We start from the raw sequence: 17061 nt of genomic DNA, 5'->3' as shown, positions 1-17061 counted from the left end.
CAGCACCCCGCATTACTGCGACGCACCGGGACTGGCTACATGGCTCCTTGGCGATTACCATGGCTGGACTTTCACCAGCAAGCAACGTCCAGCTTTGCTGGACGCACGCACACCATAAAAAGACGACAATCTTTCACCAAAAGACTGTCGCCAATAAATGATTTCACCTTGCGGCAATTTATAATAACATCCAAATTACGTCAACGAACTTAAACTATGCGCTCTGACTGAGATCGCGTCGATCCCACCATATGCTAACAGCTCGTATAAGTGTTGAGAATACTGTAATGCAAATCACCAATACAACCATCCACATAATCGTTTTAATCGTCCCTTGCTCATAATAGCGAAAAAACGGGTACGGACCATCGTATTTTTTTTGTACATTCATTGCAATAAGAATAATGCCGTAAACAGCCGTTACTGCATTCGGAACGAGAACAGCCCATTTCGAGGTATAGTGTGTTTCAAAGAACAAATAGGAAGCAACTGAGACGATCGGGCAAAGCAGATGATGGTATAAGCCATTGCCTGAAAATAGCAGTCCGTGAACGCTTCCACCGAGTGGAATCAATACAAAAGTTGTCATCAGCGCCGTCATTGTCAACAAACACGAGCTTAGATAGCGCAGTATACGGTTTTTAGACGATTCATTTTTATGACTGACCAACACGAACAGCACACAAGAAAATAATGTTATCAAATTTGAGATTTGCGTATAATAGGCAAAAATACCGAGTCCCCTGTCTGATATACTATGGCTGAAACCCAATATTTCCAAACCGATCACCATTACATTAAGTACAATTGCAACTCTTTTTTTGTCCATTTTTATACTCCTCATTTTTTTATTCATGAGGCCAGTATAAACGATGTACAAGATCAGCGAAAGACAAACTGACGTATTCTGTCGACTGATTTATGTTTCCAACAATACATACATACCATGCCGCTTATAAGCTTTTACCATTTCAAAAAGCGTATTGATTTCGTAATGTTCTCCTTCTTCTACAAACCATTTTACCGATGCCATAATATAAGCGGCATACAATTTTGCAAATAGATCAAGCGGCCCGCTATTCTTAATCCTGATGTTATTTTCTAAAAAAAGATTCATAATCATTTGTTCCAATGCGGTTTCCATTTGTGAATAGCCATCGAATCGTTCCGTTCTAATCGCCATTAGACGCCTGATCGCCTTTTTTTGTGCCAACAATTCACGGCTTGTTTCAAGAAATACTTTTTCTTTGTAAACCTCATCGTGTGTAAGATTAGCCCTTGCAAATTTTCGAAAATGTTCCGTAAAAAAAATGTCACAGATATCTTGCACCAATGCCTCTTTTGAACTGTAAAACAAATAGAATGTCGTTCGGTTCATCTTGACGCAGTTTACCAGTTCAGAAATGGTTATTTTTTCATATTCTTTTTCATTGAGCAGCTGTATCATGGCACTTTGAAGTTGACGAATAGTATACTCTGATTCTTTCAATTTTCGTTCCACGATTCCTCCCGATAATTATTCTGAATAATCCCTACCAAATACAACGAGGCAACTGCATCATACAATTTTTAATGCTTTACCACAGCCTGTAGCCTTCAAAAGATGGAAATTCAACTTGTTTTGTGAAGAGATATCTTTAATGATTATTCAATTTCCTTAAGCAGTTAATTGAAAAAATCTTCAATCCAATGATATGTATAGCCGTCATCAGTCTTTAAAATGCCCAAAAAGCTGTAATGATAATGCTTAAAATTTTCAATACTGCGCATGTAAGCAATACAGGCTCGTTTAAAATGCTGGCACTTTTGGTATGTCATCGCTTCAATAGGTTTGCCATATCGTAAGGACTGGCGGTATTTGACTTCAATCAAATAATAAGAATCCGCCTTTTTCATAACAAGATCCAGTTCTGCGCCGCCAATGTAAATATTGCGATCCACAAACTCGAATCCACACGCTTCCAAATAGGCGATCCCCAAGGTTTCACCCTTCGCACCACGCTGTCGGTAATTCAAGAGACAGACCTCCTATCACACAACAATTTCAATTGTTGTTTTCTATTGTTTTTTATTTTTTCTTTTGGTCCATTTTACTGATAAAAACCAGCACTTCCGCTACGACTTCATAGAGCTCATAGGGAATTTGTTCACCAATTTCCAATTGGTGCAATTGGTTCGTCAATTTCTCATCGACGTATATCGGAACGTCTGAAGCTTTTGCCTTTTCGATGATATTTTCGGCGATCAATCCAATCCCCTTTGCAACGACTTGCGGTGCCGCGTCTTCTTCAGGATTAAATTTTAATGCTGACGCCATTTTTCGTTTCTGATCCATATGCCACGCCCTTATTTAGTCTTACACCAGCAAATCAAAGCCGTATGCGTTCATCGCAGGCTCAAGTTCAATACCGGGATACTTTGTCGTCATGGTTGAAAAATCAACATTAAACTGCTTTATGCCTATTTGAGTCAGCGATTGTCGAAGCTGATCTCCTTCCGCCGCCATCGCATCGCGAATCTCATCGGTTTCCAGTTTAAAATGCAAGTCGAATCGCGTCCCTTTTTTTGCAACTAAACATCTGACTTCACCCAACTGGTGTGTCTTTAATGCAACGAGCACCGTTAAATCATCATTCTCTTCATCGACCGAGCGCTTCTTGACATACATCGAAACATGTGTTTCCCGCTCTTCTAATGTTACCGGCATCTCGAGCACCATAATACGATCGCCAAATTGCGTTGAAATTTCCAGCGCATCTTTGATAAAGCCGACTTCCTGCATAAAATCATTTTTGACAGCTTCATCCATTGTTGAAGTCTGAATAAAATGCAGTAACTGTGATAACTGATCTGTACCCGCTTCGCCTATTGCCGTTAGCAGCGCTTGCTGGTTTTCAATCGGAAGCTGCCCGATGTGTTTTGAAAGCAAGGCAAAACTATCACTGATTGATTTAAAACCACTATCCTGTAGTGTGGATACAAAGAGATTTTTAAGTGTAAGTGCCAAATCATTTTTTATAAAAAGTGCTTTTTGCGCTTCTGTCACTTGCGACAACAACGCTTTGACTGCCGTTGTCATGAGTGTCTTTTCATCTGATAAAACTTCAGGCGGCGCTTGTTTCGCAGCTTCTGACACCACTTCCGACGCGGTTGATAAACCATCTCCAGCCTTGTTGTACGACATCTGTTCGTCTATCCCCAAAAGGGATTTCATCATTGTTAAAACCATTTTTTGAGCGTCAGAATCCGACGACTTCACAACATTAAAAAATGCTTCTGCCAACTTGTTTTCTTCAATATTGTAATCAGCTTTTAACCCGGCAAGATCATATTGAAACAGCGTTTCATTTTTCAATAGCGATTGAACAGTTCCACTGCCCAACTCTTTCGAAAGATTTTCAATCAGCATCGTCGAGGTGTAAGACAACAGCATTTTAGCATAACCAACGTTTCGATCGCGTTGTATGACATCTGATATTCCGTTTGGATGCGACGAATTCTCCGTTTGGTCAAGTGTCAATATCAGCGATTTGATGCTGGATTCTATATCTGTGTTCAAAAGGACCTCACCCGTATGATCAGTGGCATTTTGAAGCATCTGATCAAGCACTTTTACCTCTATCCCCATTTTTTGAAGTTGATCATAGTTCGTTTGCGTCATAGGGATATTTAAATTTTTTAAGGCATCAAGTGTTAAAAGACCTTTATCGCCAATTAATTTTACCATCGCTTCACGAGAAGCTTGTTCAGATTGTGTTTCAGGCCGTACAAGAACCTTTCCGTTCTCATTTGCCAACACTTCAAATCTCGCATGCTCACCAACGTGAAAGCGCATTTCTGAAGCATTAGTGAGCTGTCGCTCCCCACCTTGATTGGTAATGGTTACAGTATTGCCATCAACTTTTGTAATCTTACCGCTCACTTTTGATCCCGGCTGAAGCGCCGCATCATTTTGCGGTGATGGTTTTACTGTCTGAACTTGTCTTTGATTGCCGCCATTAATTTTCATTATAGCCCCTAAGGTGTCAATGTGATCGTGATAGTGATCGTGATCGTGACTGTGATCATTGTCGTCAAATCATAATGCTTATAGAAAAAGACGTCTTAGCTTTTAAAGAATTTTAAATGCTTATAAAGTTCTTTCGTCACCGTTTCGAACGCTTCTCATGCCATTTACTTAAAAAAGACTGCCGATGATACGGTGTCGGACCATATTGATCCAACGCTTCGTAGTGCTGTTTTGTACCATAGCCCTTATGTTGATCAATCCCATAGGCCGGATAGGTATCGTGAAGAGCCTGCATCATATGATCTCGCGTCACCTTTGCCAAGATGGAGGCAGCTGCAATCGAAGCACTTCGCTGATCACCTTTGATTAAACTGAGTTGTCCAATAGGTATATCGTCAAGTTTTACGGCATCAATAAGTAAAAAGTCAATTGTTGCATTCTCATTTTCTTCTGCCGCCTCAATCGCACGTTTCATTGCAAGCTTTGTTGCATTGAGTATATTGATCTGATCAATTTCTTCATGTGATGCAATGCCAATGCCATAACAAATAGCCTCTTGTTTAATTTTGTCATAAAATTTTTCACGCTGCTGTTCGGACAGTTTCTTTGAGTCATCAATTCCCGACCAGTCACTTGCTTCATTTAAGACTGCAACAGCTGCGACAACAGGTCCCAAGAGCGGCCCTCTGCCCGCTTCATCAATACCGCCAATGCACTGAAAACCGCGACTGCTATAATCCCTTTCAAAGGCAAACATCATCGCCATGCGTGCTTTTTCGCGTTCCGCTGCCGCCAGCTGTTTGTCTTTTCTCTTAATGATATTTTGCACTGCCTTTCGCTGATCCATTTGCAAAACGGCTCTTAGCCCTTCAAAGTCATCTGCATCAAGACTATCAACAAGGACAGACAGCTGTTTTACCGGAAGCTTCTCCCCTTGTCGTATTGATTGCCACTGCTCACTTTTTTTAACGGTCATTTCTTTCGCCTCTTTTACTTTTATAAGGATGCATCATCCGCTGCTTCTGACTGGATCGTTTCCATGGTTTCAAGTGTTATCTTACCAATGATTCCTTTTCGAAATTCATCGACAATGAGCCTTGAAGCCTTTTCGAGATCAACCTGGTTGCCGCGCATCAAACAGCCGCGCTTTCGCCCAATTTGCTCCATATAGGCAACCGTTTCATCACCGGGCATCAAATCATATCGCATATAAAAAGAATCCGCATAGCGCTCAAGGATCAGGTTGATCAAGTGAAAAGCAATATCTTCTATATTCAGCACTTCATCTTTGATGGCGCCTGTACTGGCCAATTTGATGCCCATAAGATCTTCTTCAATTTTAGGCCAAAGAATTCCCGGTGTATCAAAGAGCTCAATATCGCGATTAATGCGAATCCACTGTTTTCCTTTTGTGACACCCGGTTTATTACCCGTTTTTGCTGCGTTTTTGCCTGCGAGTTTATTAATGAGGCTAGACTTGCCCACATTCGGGATCCCAATAATCATAATCCGAATCGGGCGGTGCAGCCGTCCCTTTTCAGCCGCCCTGATAATTTCATCCTGACAAGTCGACTTAATTAATGCAATCAGCTTGTCAATCCCCTGCCCCGTTGAGGCATTAATTGGTAATGCCTCAATCTTATGCGACTGATAATATTCAATCCATTGTGCCGTTTTACTAGAATCGGCTAAGTCCGCTTTGTTTAAAACAATGATTCTTTTCTTCAAACCAATCAAGTCATCAAACTGCGGATTTCTTGAACTCAGCGGTATGCGCGCATCGAGCAATTCGACCACTGCATCGACAAGTTTTAAATTTGCTTGTATCAATTCACGGGTCTTTTTCATATGTCCCGGATACCAGTTAATGCTCATAATTTTGCTCTCCCTTTTCTCAAATATCGCTTTATTTTAATAGATGACTTTATTAGTCTATGGCTTTATTTTAGCATATCCCCTATCGGGATTCAAAAATATAGCACCTCTGCAATCTCGTGTCGTCAATAATCGTTCACTGCTCATGGTGTACGCTCATCCGCACGTATCTGCAATCTTCTTATCTCTATGATCTTTATTAGTCAGCATACATCTCTCACCATATTTTTGGGCAAATAAAAAAGGACTTTTCAGTCCTTCCTTACATTTGTACTTAAATTCTCTTTTCTTTGACTTTCGCCGCTTTACCAATACGATCTCTTAAGTAATTTAAGCGAGCACGTCTAACTTTACCGTGTCTAACCACTTCAATCTTATCGATTTTAGGCGAATGTAATGGTAAAGTCTTTTCAACACCTACGCCGCTAGAAAGCTTTCTAACTGTAAATGTCTCAGAAATACCGCCGTTTTGTCTTTTCATGACAACGCCTTCGAAAATCTGAATTCTCTCACGCTTACCTTCGATAACGCGTAAGTGGACTTTAATCGTATCGCCGACATTAAACTTAACGATATCTTTTTTAAGCTGTTCGCTTTCGATAGCCTTAATGATATTTTGATTCATTTTACTACCTCCCTTCCTCATAGATGTTCTTAATAGCATGTCTATTAGAGGACCATCCGTAATACAGACAAGTCATATTATACCATTCTCCCGTTGAGTTTTCAAGTATTTTTTAAGCATTCGCCGCGTCTTTTCATCATGCTCATGCTTCATAAAAGCATTGTACAGATCAGGCCGCCGTACCTTTGTGATTTCAAGTGCCTGAACCAGTCGCCAATATTCAATTTCAGCATGATTGCCCGAGCGCAGAACAGCGGGCACTTCCATTTCATCATAGATTGCAGGCCGCGTATAGTGAGGGTATTCGAGCAAACCACTGGCAAAAGATTCATCAAGCGAAGCATTTGCATCCCTCAGCACACCCGGTATAAGTCTGCTGACACTGTCTACAACGACCATGGCTGCCAACTCACCACCAGTTAGGACATAGTCGCCAATAGAGATTTCTTCATCGACATAGGTATCGATAAACCGCTGATCGACACCTTCATAATGCCCGCAGACAAGGATGAGTTCTGCTAGTTCGCTTAATTCAACGACCTTATCATGTGTCAGCGTCTTGCCTCTCGGCGACAGGTAAATCACCTTGGCATTTTCGCCAATCGGTTCACTGTGCATTGCATCCTTTAACGGCTGTACTTGCATCACCATGCCTTGTCCACCGCCAAATGGCGCATCGTCAACACTGCGGTGCTTGCTTTCACTATAATCTCTTATTTGTGTACAGCTAATCTCAATGTGACCATCACGTACCGCATTGCCAATAATACTCGTCTGTGCAAAGCTGTCAAATTGCTCGGGAAACAGCGTTAGTATTCTAAACTTCATGGCATTAATCCTTCAATCATTTGAACGGTAATACATTTTCCTGCCACATCAATGTCTTTAACAAAAGCATCTACGACCGGAATGTAGAAAAGTGCACCATCATGGCCTTTGACTTCATAAAGGTCTTGAGCCGTATGCTGAAGCACATCATTGACAACACCAATGACTTCGCCATCAGTCGTCTTAATTTCACAGCCGATGAGATCGACGATGTAGTGACCGTCTTCATCATCAATTGCTTCAACATCTTTTCGGAAAACATATATCTCCTTCTGCATAAACCGCATGATCTCGGCAATGTCATCATAGCCTTGAAGTTTCAGCAACAGCATTCCCTTATGCTCACGAACTGCTGCAACCTGATGCTTCGTCTCCCCTTCACCTTCAATCAAGATGTATTGAAGTGCTTTAATTTTCAAAGGATCATCTGTATAAGGATAAATTTTCATTTCGCCTTTAACGCCATGGGTATTAACGATTTTTCCCATGCTGAAAGTTTCTGTCATGATCGTCTCCTATTATGAATGCCTATATGAATACCTAGCATTAACACCTAGCATTAACGCCCATATCGAAAGGATCTATTCAGATCCTAAAAGCTTCTCTTTTAGATAGCAAAAGAGCTATTTCGATGAAATAGCTCAAAGGATGTCATTATTGAATAATTTCAACAACCACACGCTTATTTTCTTTTGTAGCTGCTGCTTTTACAACGGTTCTAATCGCTTTTGCAATTCTTCCCTGTTTGCCGATCACCTTACCCATGTCATCAGAAGCTACTTTCAGTTCGATAATAATGGATTGGGATCCTTCAATTTCGCGAACCTCAACATGCTCGGGATTATCAACCAAAGAAGTTGCAATCACTCTTACTAATTCGCCCATTAAATCACCTCAAATTGTAAATCATTGGTTACTACTTAGCGTCGTATACTCCGTTTTTCTTGAAAAGCGCTTTTACAGTGTCCGTAGGTTGTGCACCTTGATTTAACCATTTAAGTGCTTTTTCAGTGTCAAGTTTCACTTGATCTGCTTCTGCAACTGGGTTAAAGTAACCGATTTGATCGATGAATTTACCATCTCTTGGTGATCTAGAATCTGCAACGACTACTCTATAGAAAGGTTTTTTCTTTGAGCCCATTCTCGTTAATCTGATCTTAACTGCCATTTTTTCACCTCCTCATTGCATAAATCACTGTATGATTTAAGTTAGATTATTCATTTATTGAAAGAAGGGAAGCTTAAACCCGCCGCCGCCTCGTTTCATACGTTTTTCCATTTGACCAAACTGTTTCATCATTTTCTTTGTCTGTTCAAATTGTTTTAAAAGTCTGTTGACCTCTGAAACATGAACCCCTGAACCATTGGCAATACGCTTGCGTCTGCTGCCATTGATAATGGATGGTTCCTGACGTTCTTTTAGCGTCATTGACTGAATAATGGCCTTGGTTCGGTTTAAATCCTTATCGTCAACCTGAACATCTTTCATGGCGCCTTTATTCATGCCCGGGATCATGCCGAGCAGGTCGCCGATTGGTCCCATTTTTTGGAGCTGTTCAAGCTGTTCCAAGAAATCTTCAAGATCAAATGTCTGCGTTTTGAATTTCTTTTCAAGTTTTTTCGCTTTATCATCACTGAAATTTTCCTGTGCTTTTTCGATCAGCGAGAGCATATCACCCATGCCGAGAATACGCGAAGCCATTCGATCAGGATAGAAAGCCTCAATATCCGTCAGTTTTTCACCGACACAAGCATATTTAATCGGCTTTCCCGTAACCGCTTTAACCGACAGTGCCGCACCGCCGCGCGTATCGCCGTCGAGTTTTGTTAATATGACGCCATTCACTTCAAGCTGCTCATTAAAATGTTCTGCCACATTAACGGCATCCTGTCCTGTCATGGCATCGAGTACCAACAAAATCTCAGTCGGATCAATGGCCGCTTTCACGTCAATGAGCTCCTGCATCAGTTTCTCATCAATATGCAGACGTCCGGCAGTATCCACGATAACGACATCGTATGTGTAGTATGCTGCATGTTCTAATGCCTTTTTTGCAATTTCAACAGGACTCACCTGATCGCCCATTTCAAAGACGGGGATATCAAGTTTTTCACCAACGACTTGCAGCTGTTTAATTGCCGCCGGTCTGTAAACATCACAGGCGACGAGCAGCGGCTTCTTGCCGTCTTTTTTCAATAACTGGCCTAGCTTACCGCAGGTTGTGGTCTTACCAGCCCCCTGCAAACCCGCCATCATAATAATCGTCGGCGGCTGAGAGGCGTATTTGAGTTTGCTCTGAGTCGTTCCCATGAGCGCTGTCAATTCTTCGTTAACAATTTTAATCACTTGTTGTGCCGGCGTCAAGCTCTGGAGAACCTCTTCGCCGACCGCTCTATCTGTAACACTTTTAATGAAATCTTTGACAACTTTAAAGTTCACGTCTGCTTCGAGCAATGCGAGTTTCACTTCACGCATAGCATCCTTGACGTCTTTTTCTGTCAGTTTGCCTTTGCCTTTTAAATTTTTAAACGCACCTTGTAGTTTTTCGGCTAAACTTTCAAATACCAATGCTGCCCTCCATGCGTTCCACGCTATTCCGAAAGACCGGTTTGCTTTTCGGCAATCTGCATTGCCTGTTCTAAAAGCGTCATGTCTTCAGATGTCTGATAGTTTCTGATCAACCGGATAATTTTCATAAAATCAGTTTCACGTTTCTGCGATCGCTCATATAATCCGAGCTGACTTTCATAGCGTTCCAAAATCTTCTCAGATCGCTTAATCGCATCGTGTACTGCCTGTCGCGTAATCGACAGATTTTCAGATATTTCGGCTAATGACAGATCACAGTTGCAATAGAGATCCATAATCTCAAACTGCTTATCCGTCAGCATTTTACCATAAAAATCAAATAAATCGACAAGTCTTAATTTTTTCTCTATCATGACTACCTCACAAATTATAAATCATATCATCCGGTGTGTCAAGTCTTTTTACTTTACATCTATGCGTTACGCGTTCCCATTAGCGCTTCTGCAAAATCATGCGGATTGAACTGCTGCAAATCATCAACCCCTTCGCCAACGCCAATGAGTTTTACTGGAATTTGAAGTTCCGAACTAATGGCCAAAACAACACCGCCTTTAGCCGTACCGTCCAGTTTTGTCAATACAATGCCTGAAATTTCTGCCGCTTCATTAAATACTTTCGCTTGCTGAACCGCATTTTGTCCCGTTGTGGCATCGAGTACCAGCAACACTTCTTTTTTGGCCTCCGGATACTCGCGGTCGATAACGCGGAACACTTTTGAGAGTTCGTTCATCAAGTTGACCTTATTGTGCAGCCTTCCAGCCGTATCACAAATAAGCACATCAGCATTTTTAGCCTTTGCAGACTGTACGGCATCAAAGATAACCGCAGCCGGATCAGATCCTTCCGATTGATGAATCACACTGACACCGACGCGATCCCCCCATACTTTTAACTGGTCAATCGCTGCCGCTCTAAATGTATCACCGGCTGCAATCAGAACGCTTTTCCCTTGCGCTTTCAATAGATTGGCAATCTTGCCGATAGAGGTCGTCTTGCCGACGCCATTGACGCCGATAACCATAATAATCGTTGGCTCATTGCCAACTTCAAACGTTGTATGTCCATTCTCCACAAGAAGTTTTTCAACAACATCTTTAAATACATCTTTGACGGCACTGACTTCCTTGATCTTGCGAATGCGTAATTCTTCTTTGAGCATGTCGATCAGTTTCATCGTCGTCTGCATGCCGACATCAGCTGTAATGAGGATTTCTTCCAGCTCTTCAAAGAGATCGTCATCAATTTCTCCATATCGCGTAAAGAGATCATCAATTTTATCAGTAATTCCCTTTCGCGTCTTTTCAAGGCCTTCTTTTAGTTTAGAAAAAAATGATAATGCCATACTGCCTCCATTTCATCATACTTTATATTCAATACATGACATGATATTCAATCTGTGACTTCACTTATCTTTGTGCTCTCAGCAGAATAGCCTATAGTGGGATATCCTATCACGGGATGCTCTTTCGCAAGATCGTATTTTCATCCCTGTCGCTAGCCTATGCTGAATAGGCATCTTCCACATCTTCAAGTCGAACACTCAACACTTTTGAGATACCGTATTCTTCCATGGTCACACCAAAGAGGGTGTCCGCTACTTCCATGGTACCTTTTCGGTGTGTAATGACCACAAACTGCGATTTATCAGCATAATCCTTGATGAACTCTGCAAAGCGATAGACGTTAACATCATCAAGCGCCGCTTCAATCTCATCCAGTATACAAAACGGCGTTGGTTTTGTCTTCAATATGGCAAAGAGCAGCGCAATGGCCGTCAAAGCTTTTTCACCGCCTGACAGCAGGTTGAGGCTTTGCAGTTTCTTTCCTGGCGGCTGCGCAATAATTTCAATATCGGAATTGAGAATATCACTTTCATCTGCCAATAAAATGGCAGCATCACCGCCGTGAAAGAGCATCTTAAATGTTTCCTTGAACTTTTCACCAATTTCGACAAAGTGTTCCGTAAAAATCTCTATCATCTGCTTTTCAAGGTCTGCAATAATTTTTTCAAGCTGTTGTGACGCCTTAAGCAAGTCGTCTTCCTGTTCCTTTAGGAAACGGTATCGCTCTGAAACTGTCTCATATTCTTTGATGGCATTGACATTAACGCTGCCAATCTGCTTGAGTTCATTTTTCAACTGCTTGATATTGCCGGTTACCGGCTCAGTCGAAAGCACTTCGCCAATTGAAAGTTCATAGCGCTCCCAAAGATCAGAGACAATGGTCTCCTTCTCCACTTCCAATTTCACTTTCTTAAGATCGAGTTGATGCGCGGAAGACTTAATGCTTTCTAATGATCGCGATGCCTCAGATAGCGCCATCGTCAATGTTTTCAGCTTCTCTGACAGCGATGCTTTTGACGCTTGAAGCGATTCGCTTTTAGCAACAATAGCCTCTATGGCATCACTTAGTGTTTTTAACAGCGCGTCAATATCTTCAACGCGATGGTAAAAATCTTCTTTTCTTGCGATTTCACTGTCGAGCATTTCTACACGCGTTTTTCGCTTAAGCGAAACCGTTTCAAGGTCATCACATAGACGCTTGCGCTCACGCGCTTTAAAGGCAAGCTGCTGTTCCATGGATGCGAGCTCAATGCGTTTCGAAGTCATTTGATCGTTTATCGTTCGACTTTCTGATTCGAAGCTTTCAACGTTGTCCTTGTAGTCCTTTACATTGACTTCCAGCGCATCAACCATTGCTTGATTCACAACGACCGCTTCGCGTTTAATACGAATTTGCGCCTTCTGATCTTCCATTTCTTCTGCAAGCATTGCCGCATTCCGCACAGCCTTTTTAGCCGATTCTTCTGCTAGTGCTGCCATCTGCTTATGCTGATCACTTAAATGTTCAATACTGACGCGCTCGAGTCTCATTTTGTCAATCGCTTCTCGCTGCTGTTGAATAAACGCCTTATTCTCTGCAAGACTAAATTCGATTTGCTTCAGGTCATTCGAGAGCGATGTTGACTTAGTTGTGTCCTCTTCAATCATCAGACCAAGCGTTTCGATTCGTCTTCGCCTGCCTAGGATGTTGGTCATTTTGGATTTAAAGGATCCACCTGTAATGGTGCCCCCAGGTATTAAAACATCACCCAATAATGTAATAATCTTGTATTTAATATTCTTGATCCGCATCAGCCGCCGTGCAGTTTCAAAGTCTTCCACAATCATAATGCGACCGAGTAAATAATCGATGAGTTCAGAATAGCGCTCAGGAAAATCAATGAGTTCGGAAGCAACGCCAATAAACCCCTTATGTGATTTTGCTTCTTTAATGACTTCTTTCTGCTGACCATTGCCGCGCAGTTGATTGAGCGGTAAAAAGGTAACCCGACCAAGCTGATTCTTTCTTAAAAACTCAATCGCAGTCTTCGCATCACCATCTGTTTCACAGACAATATGCTGTATCGACCTGCCTAATGCGACTTCAACAGCAGTTTCATATGTTTTTGGCACATTGATGACCGATGCTACAATACCGTGAATACCACTCTGGTCGGGTAAACTCGTTAAAATCTCTTTTACGCCTTTATCATAGCCGTCATACTCCGCTTCCAATGTCTCTAAGAGTTTAAGTTCAGTTTGAGATTCATTCAGACGCTTTGAGAGCTTATCAATTTGCTTGTACATCTTTTCGCGTTCATGGACAAAATGACCATCCAGCTTAATAGCTTCCGACAGCTTTCCCTGAGCTTCATCAAGCATGGTATCCATGGCTTTTAATTTAGACGCTGTTTCAGCCGCATCCTGTTCATTTTTTTGAAAGGCAGTTTCATGTTGTTCAATTTGAATATTCAGTTCCGCAATTTTTAGTGACAGGTCTTCATTAGCACGCTCTAAATTTTCAGCTTCACGTTTCATCACTTCAATTTCATTGAGTTTTTGATAAATTGTCTGCAAATCCGTTTCGTTATTTTGTTTCATACGACTGATCTGCATTAAACACTGTTCCAAAGCGCGTTCATCATCAATAAGTGCTTCTTTCGCAGTATTAATTTTTTCTGTCTCTGTATCAACTTCCCGGTCAACCACTGCAACATTTTCATCAATCTGTGTGATCTGTTCATCAATATCTGCAATTTCATCATGAATTCGCTTAACATTTGTTTCAACGTTTTGAATTTTCTCTTCTATTAAAGAGCGTTCTCCCTTCGTTTGTGAGCGCTCATTATTTTTTTCGTGGTACTGTGTTTCCAAAAGACGAATATCCCGATTAATAGCAAAGAGCTGCTCGTCGTTTGATTCGTATTCAGCCTTTAATTGCTCGTAATCCGCTTCCTGAACTTCTTTTGAATCCTGCTGTGTCTGAAGTGCATTCAATACTTCTACCAGTGCATTCTCACAAGTGGTGTAACGCCTTGAAAAATCATAGAGTTCGATCTGTCGGAGCTGCTCGGATAAATCCAGATAGCGCATTGCGCGTTCACTTTCCAAGCGCAGCGGCTCAACACGATCTTCAATCTCGACGATGATATCTTCAATTCGAGATAAATTATCATGTGTATTGGCCAGCTTTTTAGAAGCTTCAACTTTTCTGACTTTATACTTTAAGATCCCGGCGGCCTCTTCAAAGAGCAGGCGGCGCTCGTCACGCCCGCCGCTTAAGATTTCATCGATCTTGCCTTGACCGATAATGGAATAACCTTCACGACCAATGCCCGTATCCATTAACAACTCTCGAATATCCTTAAGACGGCACGCCATACCATTGACACTGTATTCACTATCGCCGGAGCGAAAAACGCGCCTTACAATTTCCACTTCTTCATAATCAAGCGGAAAGAAAGATTCGCGGTTATCAAAAATCAATTTAACTTCAGCCATGCCAAGCGGTTTTCGGTGCTTTGTGCCGCCAAAAATGACATCTTCCATTTTGCTGCCGCGAAGTGTTTTAACGCGCTGCTCACCCAGCACCCAGCGAATAGCATCGGTAATATTGCTCTTTCCACTGCCGTTTGGCCCAACGATACACGTCACACCCTGTTTAAACTCAACAATTGTCTTATCTGCAAAAGATTTAAAACCTCTTAATTCTATACGCTTTAAATACAAGTTGTCACCTCTTCGTCATAGAGTCGGTATATTTCAAATAGATGGTCATCTGCTAAATGCAGTGTCGTTTTATCACAGTTTGGATCGCTTTTAATCATAATGGTTTTGACGCCGAAGGCCTGCGTTAATCGCTTTAAGTTCTGATGTTTATGCCCTCGCATATGCGATACCAGCGACGGATGAATCGTCACCGTCCACACCTTGTCAACCGCCTCAGCCTCATCACCTACACTCGCGTCCCGTCGCGTTTTTTCGGCAAAGCGAAAAAAGCTGCGCAGTACAAGACGATCCATGACGAGCGATTTAAAAGCGGGATGATAAGGCCCTGCTATAACGGCACCCTTAAAGTCAATAAGATCCGTTGCCTGTAATCCAACACGGATGACATTAACACCTGAACGCATCAGCATCGCATATGCTGTTGCAACTGTGTCAACTGCCGTTTCCAGTTCCGGCGGCTGATAAAGCTCGCGCTTGTAATCATCTGCAAGTGCGGTATCTCTCAATACCAGCGTCGGATAGATGCGAACGGTTTCCGGCGAGAGGCGAATGGTTTCCCTTACAGAAAAAAAGAACCGCTCACGGGTATCATTCGGTAATCCAAACATCAGCTGAATGCCAAAATCAATACCATGGTGCTTCAACAAATCAATGGCGCGATAAATGGCATCCGTGTTATGTCCTCTACGGGATGCCTCAAGAACATCGTCTGAAAAGGACTGGACACCCAACTCGACAAGGTCGACATCATAATTTTCCAACCTTTTTAGGACGCGCTCATCAATATAATCAGGGCGCGTTGACAACCGAATATGCTGGATAACACCCGTTTTTTTATATGATGCAGCCAATGATAAATACTGTTCTTGCAGGATACAGTCCAGCCCCGTAAAGCTGCCGCCGTAAAATGCAATGCCAACGGTTTCCGCGGATCCAGAGGCAATGTAGTCATCTACTTGTCTTTTAATCGCTTCGACTGTCGGCACTTCAGAATGACCGCTTATATGTCTTTGATTGCAAAAAACACAAGCATTCCCGCAGCCCATATGTGCTATAAATACGGGAATGATCATCATCGTCTTCATTTATTCGCCTCATCCTGAAGATACTTAAGGCCTTCTTTTGCCGCAGCTTGTTCCGATTCCTTCTTGCTGCGCCCTTTTCCGACACCGATAATATCATCATTTAATTTAACATGCGTAAAAAACTCCTTGGAGTGATCAGGTCCTTCTTCTTTAAAAATTTCATATTTAATGCGATTGCCCTTTTTAATCTGAATCACTTCTTGAAGTCTCGTCTTATAATCAATAAATAGTTTTCCCTCAATCGCATCAATAATAATGCTGTCCATATGCGTTAAGACAAATTTTCGAACGACATCAATATCGCCATCAAGGTACATGGCTGCAATTAATGCTTCAAATGCATCGGAGAGAATGCTCGTGCGTTCACGCCCACCAGTCATTTCTTCACCGCGACCAAAAAACATGTAATGGCCGATTCCCAAATTCACAGCCGCTTCACCTAGTGATGATTCACATACAATGCGCGCCCTTACCTTTGTCAATTGACCTTCGGCCAGATTTGGGAAATGGCTGTACAAATACTCACTGACAACCAGCCCCAATACGGAATCACCCAAGAACTCAAGGCGCTCATTGTTTTTAATTTTATCCTTTTTATTTTCGTTGGCATATGATGAATGCGTCAATGCCCGTCTTAAATAATCGATATCGTTAAACTGATACCCAAGTTTCTCCTGAAAATCTCTCAATGATTGAGACATTGTAACCACCTTTCTCTCGAAAGGACATTTAAATATACTATCTGTGATAATACATTTAAATAACCTTTATATCATATTATAACACGAAAGTATTTTTCTTCCGCGAAAGCACCCGGTCGCTCGATGTGTTCACCTTGCGAAATGACACACACTTCTATTTTATAATTTTGATCATCAAATTACAATGCCAATTTTACGTTCCCACAGAAGCTTTTTTGCTAATAGAAAACGCCCCAAAGCGATTGCTCAAAGGGCGCAAATGATGGTGATTCATATGTGATTTAGATCGTTATCGGA

General features: G+C 41.8%; 18 protein-coding genes. All 18 read right to left on the bottom strand.

The genetic code is table 11. The features are described 5' to 3' along the window. Positions 1-214: 214 nt before the first annotated feature. The 18 genes from KHM83_RS12415 to rnc all read right to left on the bottom strand — a co-directional run bounded on the left by KHM83_RS12415 (position 215) and on the right by rnc (position 16764). Positions 215-829, bottom strand: coding sequence for a hypothetical protein (locus KHM83_RS12415; protein ID WP_213237339.1), 615 nt, complete (start codon positions 827-829; stop codon positions 215-217). A gap of 90 nt (positions 830-919) precedes the next feature. Beyond that, positions 920-1501, bottom strand: coding sequence for a TetR/AcrR family transcriptional regulator (locus KHM83_RS12410; protein WP_213237338.1), 582 nt, complete (start codon positions 1499-1501; stop codon positions 920-922). Positions 1502-1665: 164 nt separating this feature from the next. Then, complete coding sequence (locus KHM83_RS12405) at positions 1666-2016, bottom strand: YraN family protein (protein ID WP_213237337.1); 351 nt, start codon at positions 2014-2016, stop codon at positions 1666-1668. A gap of 52 nt (positions 2017-2068) precedes the next feature. Next, entirely contained in the window at positions 2069-2335 is a 267-nt protein-coding gene (locus tag KHM83_RS12400; protein WP_213237336.1) for an EscU/YscU/HrcU family type III secretion system export apparatus switch protein, read from the bottom strand. 21 nt (positions 2336-2356) lie between these two features. Next, positions 2357-4009, bottom strand: coding sequence for a flagellar hook-length control protein FliK (fliK, locus tag KHM83_RS12395; RefSeq protein WP_213237335.1), 1653 nt, complete (start codon positions 4007-4009; stop codon positions 2357-2359). 136 nt (positions 4010-4145) lie between these two features. Next, complete coding sequence (locus KHM83_RS12390; protein ID WP_213237334.1) at positions 4146-4985, bottom strand: ribonuclease HII; 840 nt, start codon at positions 4983-4985, stop codon at positions 4146-4148. A 20-nt stretch (positions 4986-5005) separates the two neighbouring features. Continuing rightward, a complete protein-coding gene (gene ylqF / locus KHM83_RS12385) occupies positions 5006-5884 on the bottom strand; it encodes a ribosome biogenesis GTPase YlqF (RefSeq protein ID WP_213237333.1) in 879 nt (292 codons plus the stop codon). 274 nt (positions 5885-6158) lie between these two features. Continuing rightward, positions 6159-6509, bottom strand: coding sequence for a 50S ribosomal protein L19 (gene rplS, locus KHM83_RS12380; RefSeq protein ID WP_213237332.1), 351 nt, complete (start codon positions 6507-6509; stop codon positions 6159-6161). A 72-nt stretch (positions 6510-6581) separates the two neighbouring features. Further along, positions 6582-7337, bottom strand: coding sequence for a tRNA (guanosine(37)-N1)-methyltransferase TrmD (gene trmD, locus KHM83_RS12375; protein WP_213237331.1), 756 nt, complete (start codon positions 7335-7337; stop codon positions 6582-6584). Next, positions 7334-7843 (bottom strand): ribosome maturation factor RimM, encoded by a 510-nt coding sequence (gene rimM, locus KHM83_RS12370; RefSeq protein ID WP_213237330.1) that lies wholly within the window; start codon positions 7841-7843, stop codon positions 7334-7336. Before rimM ends, trmD begins: the two co-directional genes overlap by 4 nt. A gap of 148 nt (positions 7844-7991) precedes the next feature. Beyond that, positions 7992-8222 (bottom strand): KH domain-containing protein, encoded by a 231-nt coding sequence (locus KHM83_RS12365; RefSeq protein ID WP_213237329.1) that lies wholly within the window; start codon positions 8220-8222, stop codon positions 7992-7994. Between the two features lie 31 nt (positions 8223-8253). Further along, positions 8254-8505: a 30S ribosomal protein S16 gene (rpsP, locus tag KHM83_RS12360; RefSeq protein WP_213237328.1), complete on the bottom strand. Its 252-nt coding sequence runs from the start codon at positions 8503-8505 to the stop codon at positions 8254-8256. Between the two features lie 54 nt (positions 8506-8559). Then, complete coding sequence (gene ffh / locus KHM83_RS12355; RefSeq protein ID WP_213237327.1) at positions 8560-9906, bottom strand: signal recognition particle protein; 1347 nt, start codon at positions 9904-9906, stop codon at positions 8560-8562. A 23-nt stretch (positions 9907-9929) separates the two neighbouring features. Next, the gene (locus KHM83_RS12350) at positions 9930-10280 is read right to left on the bottom strand and encodes a putative DNA-binding protein (RefSeq protein ID WP_246543072.1); all 351 of its coding nucleotides are present in this window, start codon (positions 10278-10280) and stop codon (positions 9930-9932) included. A gap of 59 nt (positions 10281-10339) precedes the next feature. After that, positions 10340-11269: a signal recognition particle-docking protein FtsY gene (gene ftsY / locus KHM83_RS12345; RefSeq protein ID WP_213237326.1), complete on the bottom strand. Its 930-nt coding sequence runs from the start codon at positions 11267-11269 to the stop codon at positions 10340-10342. A gap of 157 nt (positions 11270-11426) precedes the next feature. Further along, complete coding sequence (gene smc, locus KHM83_RS12340; protein WP_213237325.1) at positions 11427-14978, bottom strand: chromosome segregation protein SMC; 3552 nt, start codon at positions 14976-14978, stop codon at positions 11427-11429. Continuing rightward, positions 14969-16063, bottom strand: coding sequence for an elongator complex protein 3 (locus KHM83_RS12335; protein ID WP_213237324.1), 1095 nt, complete (start codon positions 16061-16063; stop codon positions 14969-14971). The genes smc and KHM83_RS12335 overlap by 10 nt, the downstream gene beginning before the upstream one ends. Further along, positions 16060-16764, bottom strand: coding sequence for a ribonuclease III (gene rnc, locus KHM83_RS12330; RefSeq protein ID WP_213237323.1), 705 nt, complete (start codon positions 16762-16764; stop codon positions 16060-16062). Before rnc ends, KHM83_RS12335 begins: the two co-directional genes overlap by 4 nt. Positions 16765-17061: the final 297 nt, after the last annotated feature.

The organism is Fusibacter paucivorans, from assembly GCF_018390735.1.
In the GTDB taxonomy this organism is placed as follows: Bacteria; Bacillota; Clostridia; order Peptostreptococcales; family Acidaminobacteraceae; genus Fusibacter; species Fusibacter paucivorans.
This window is presented reverse-complemented; position numbering and strand designations above follow the sequence as displayed.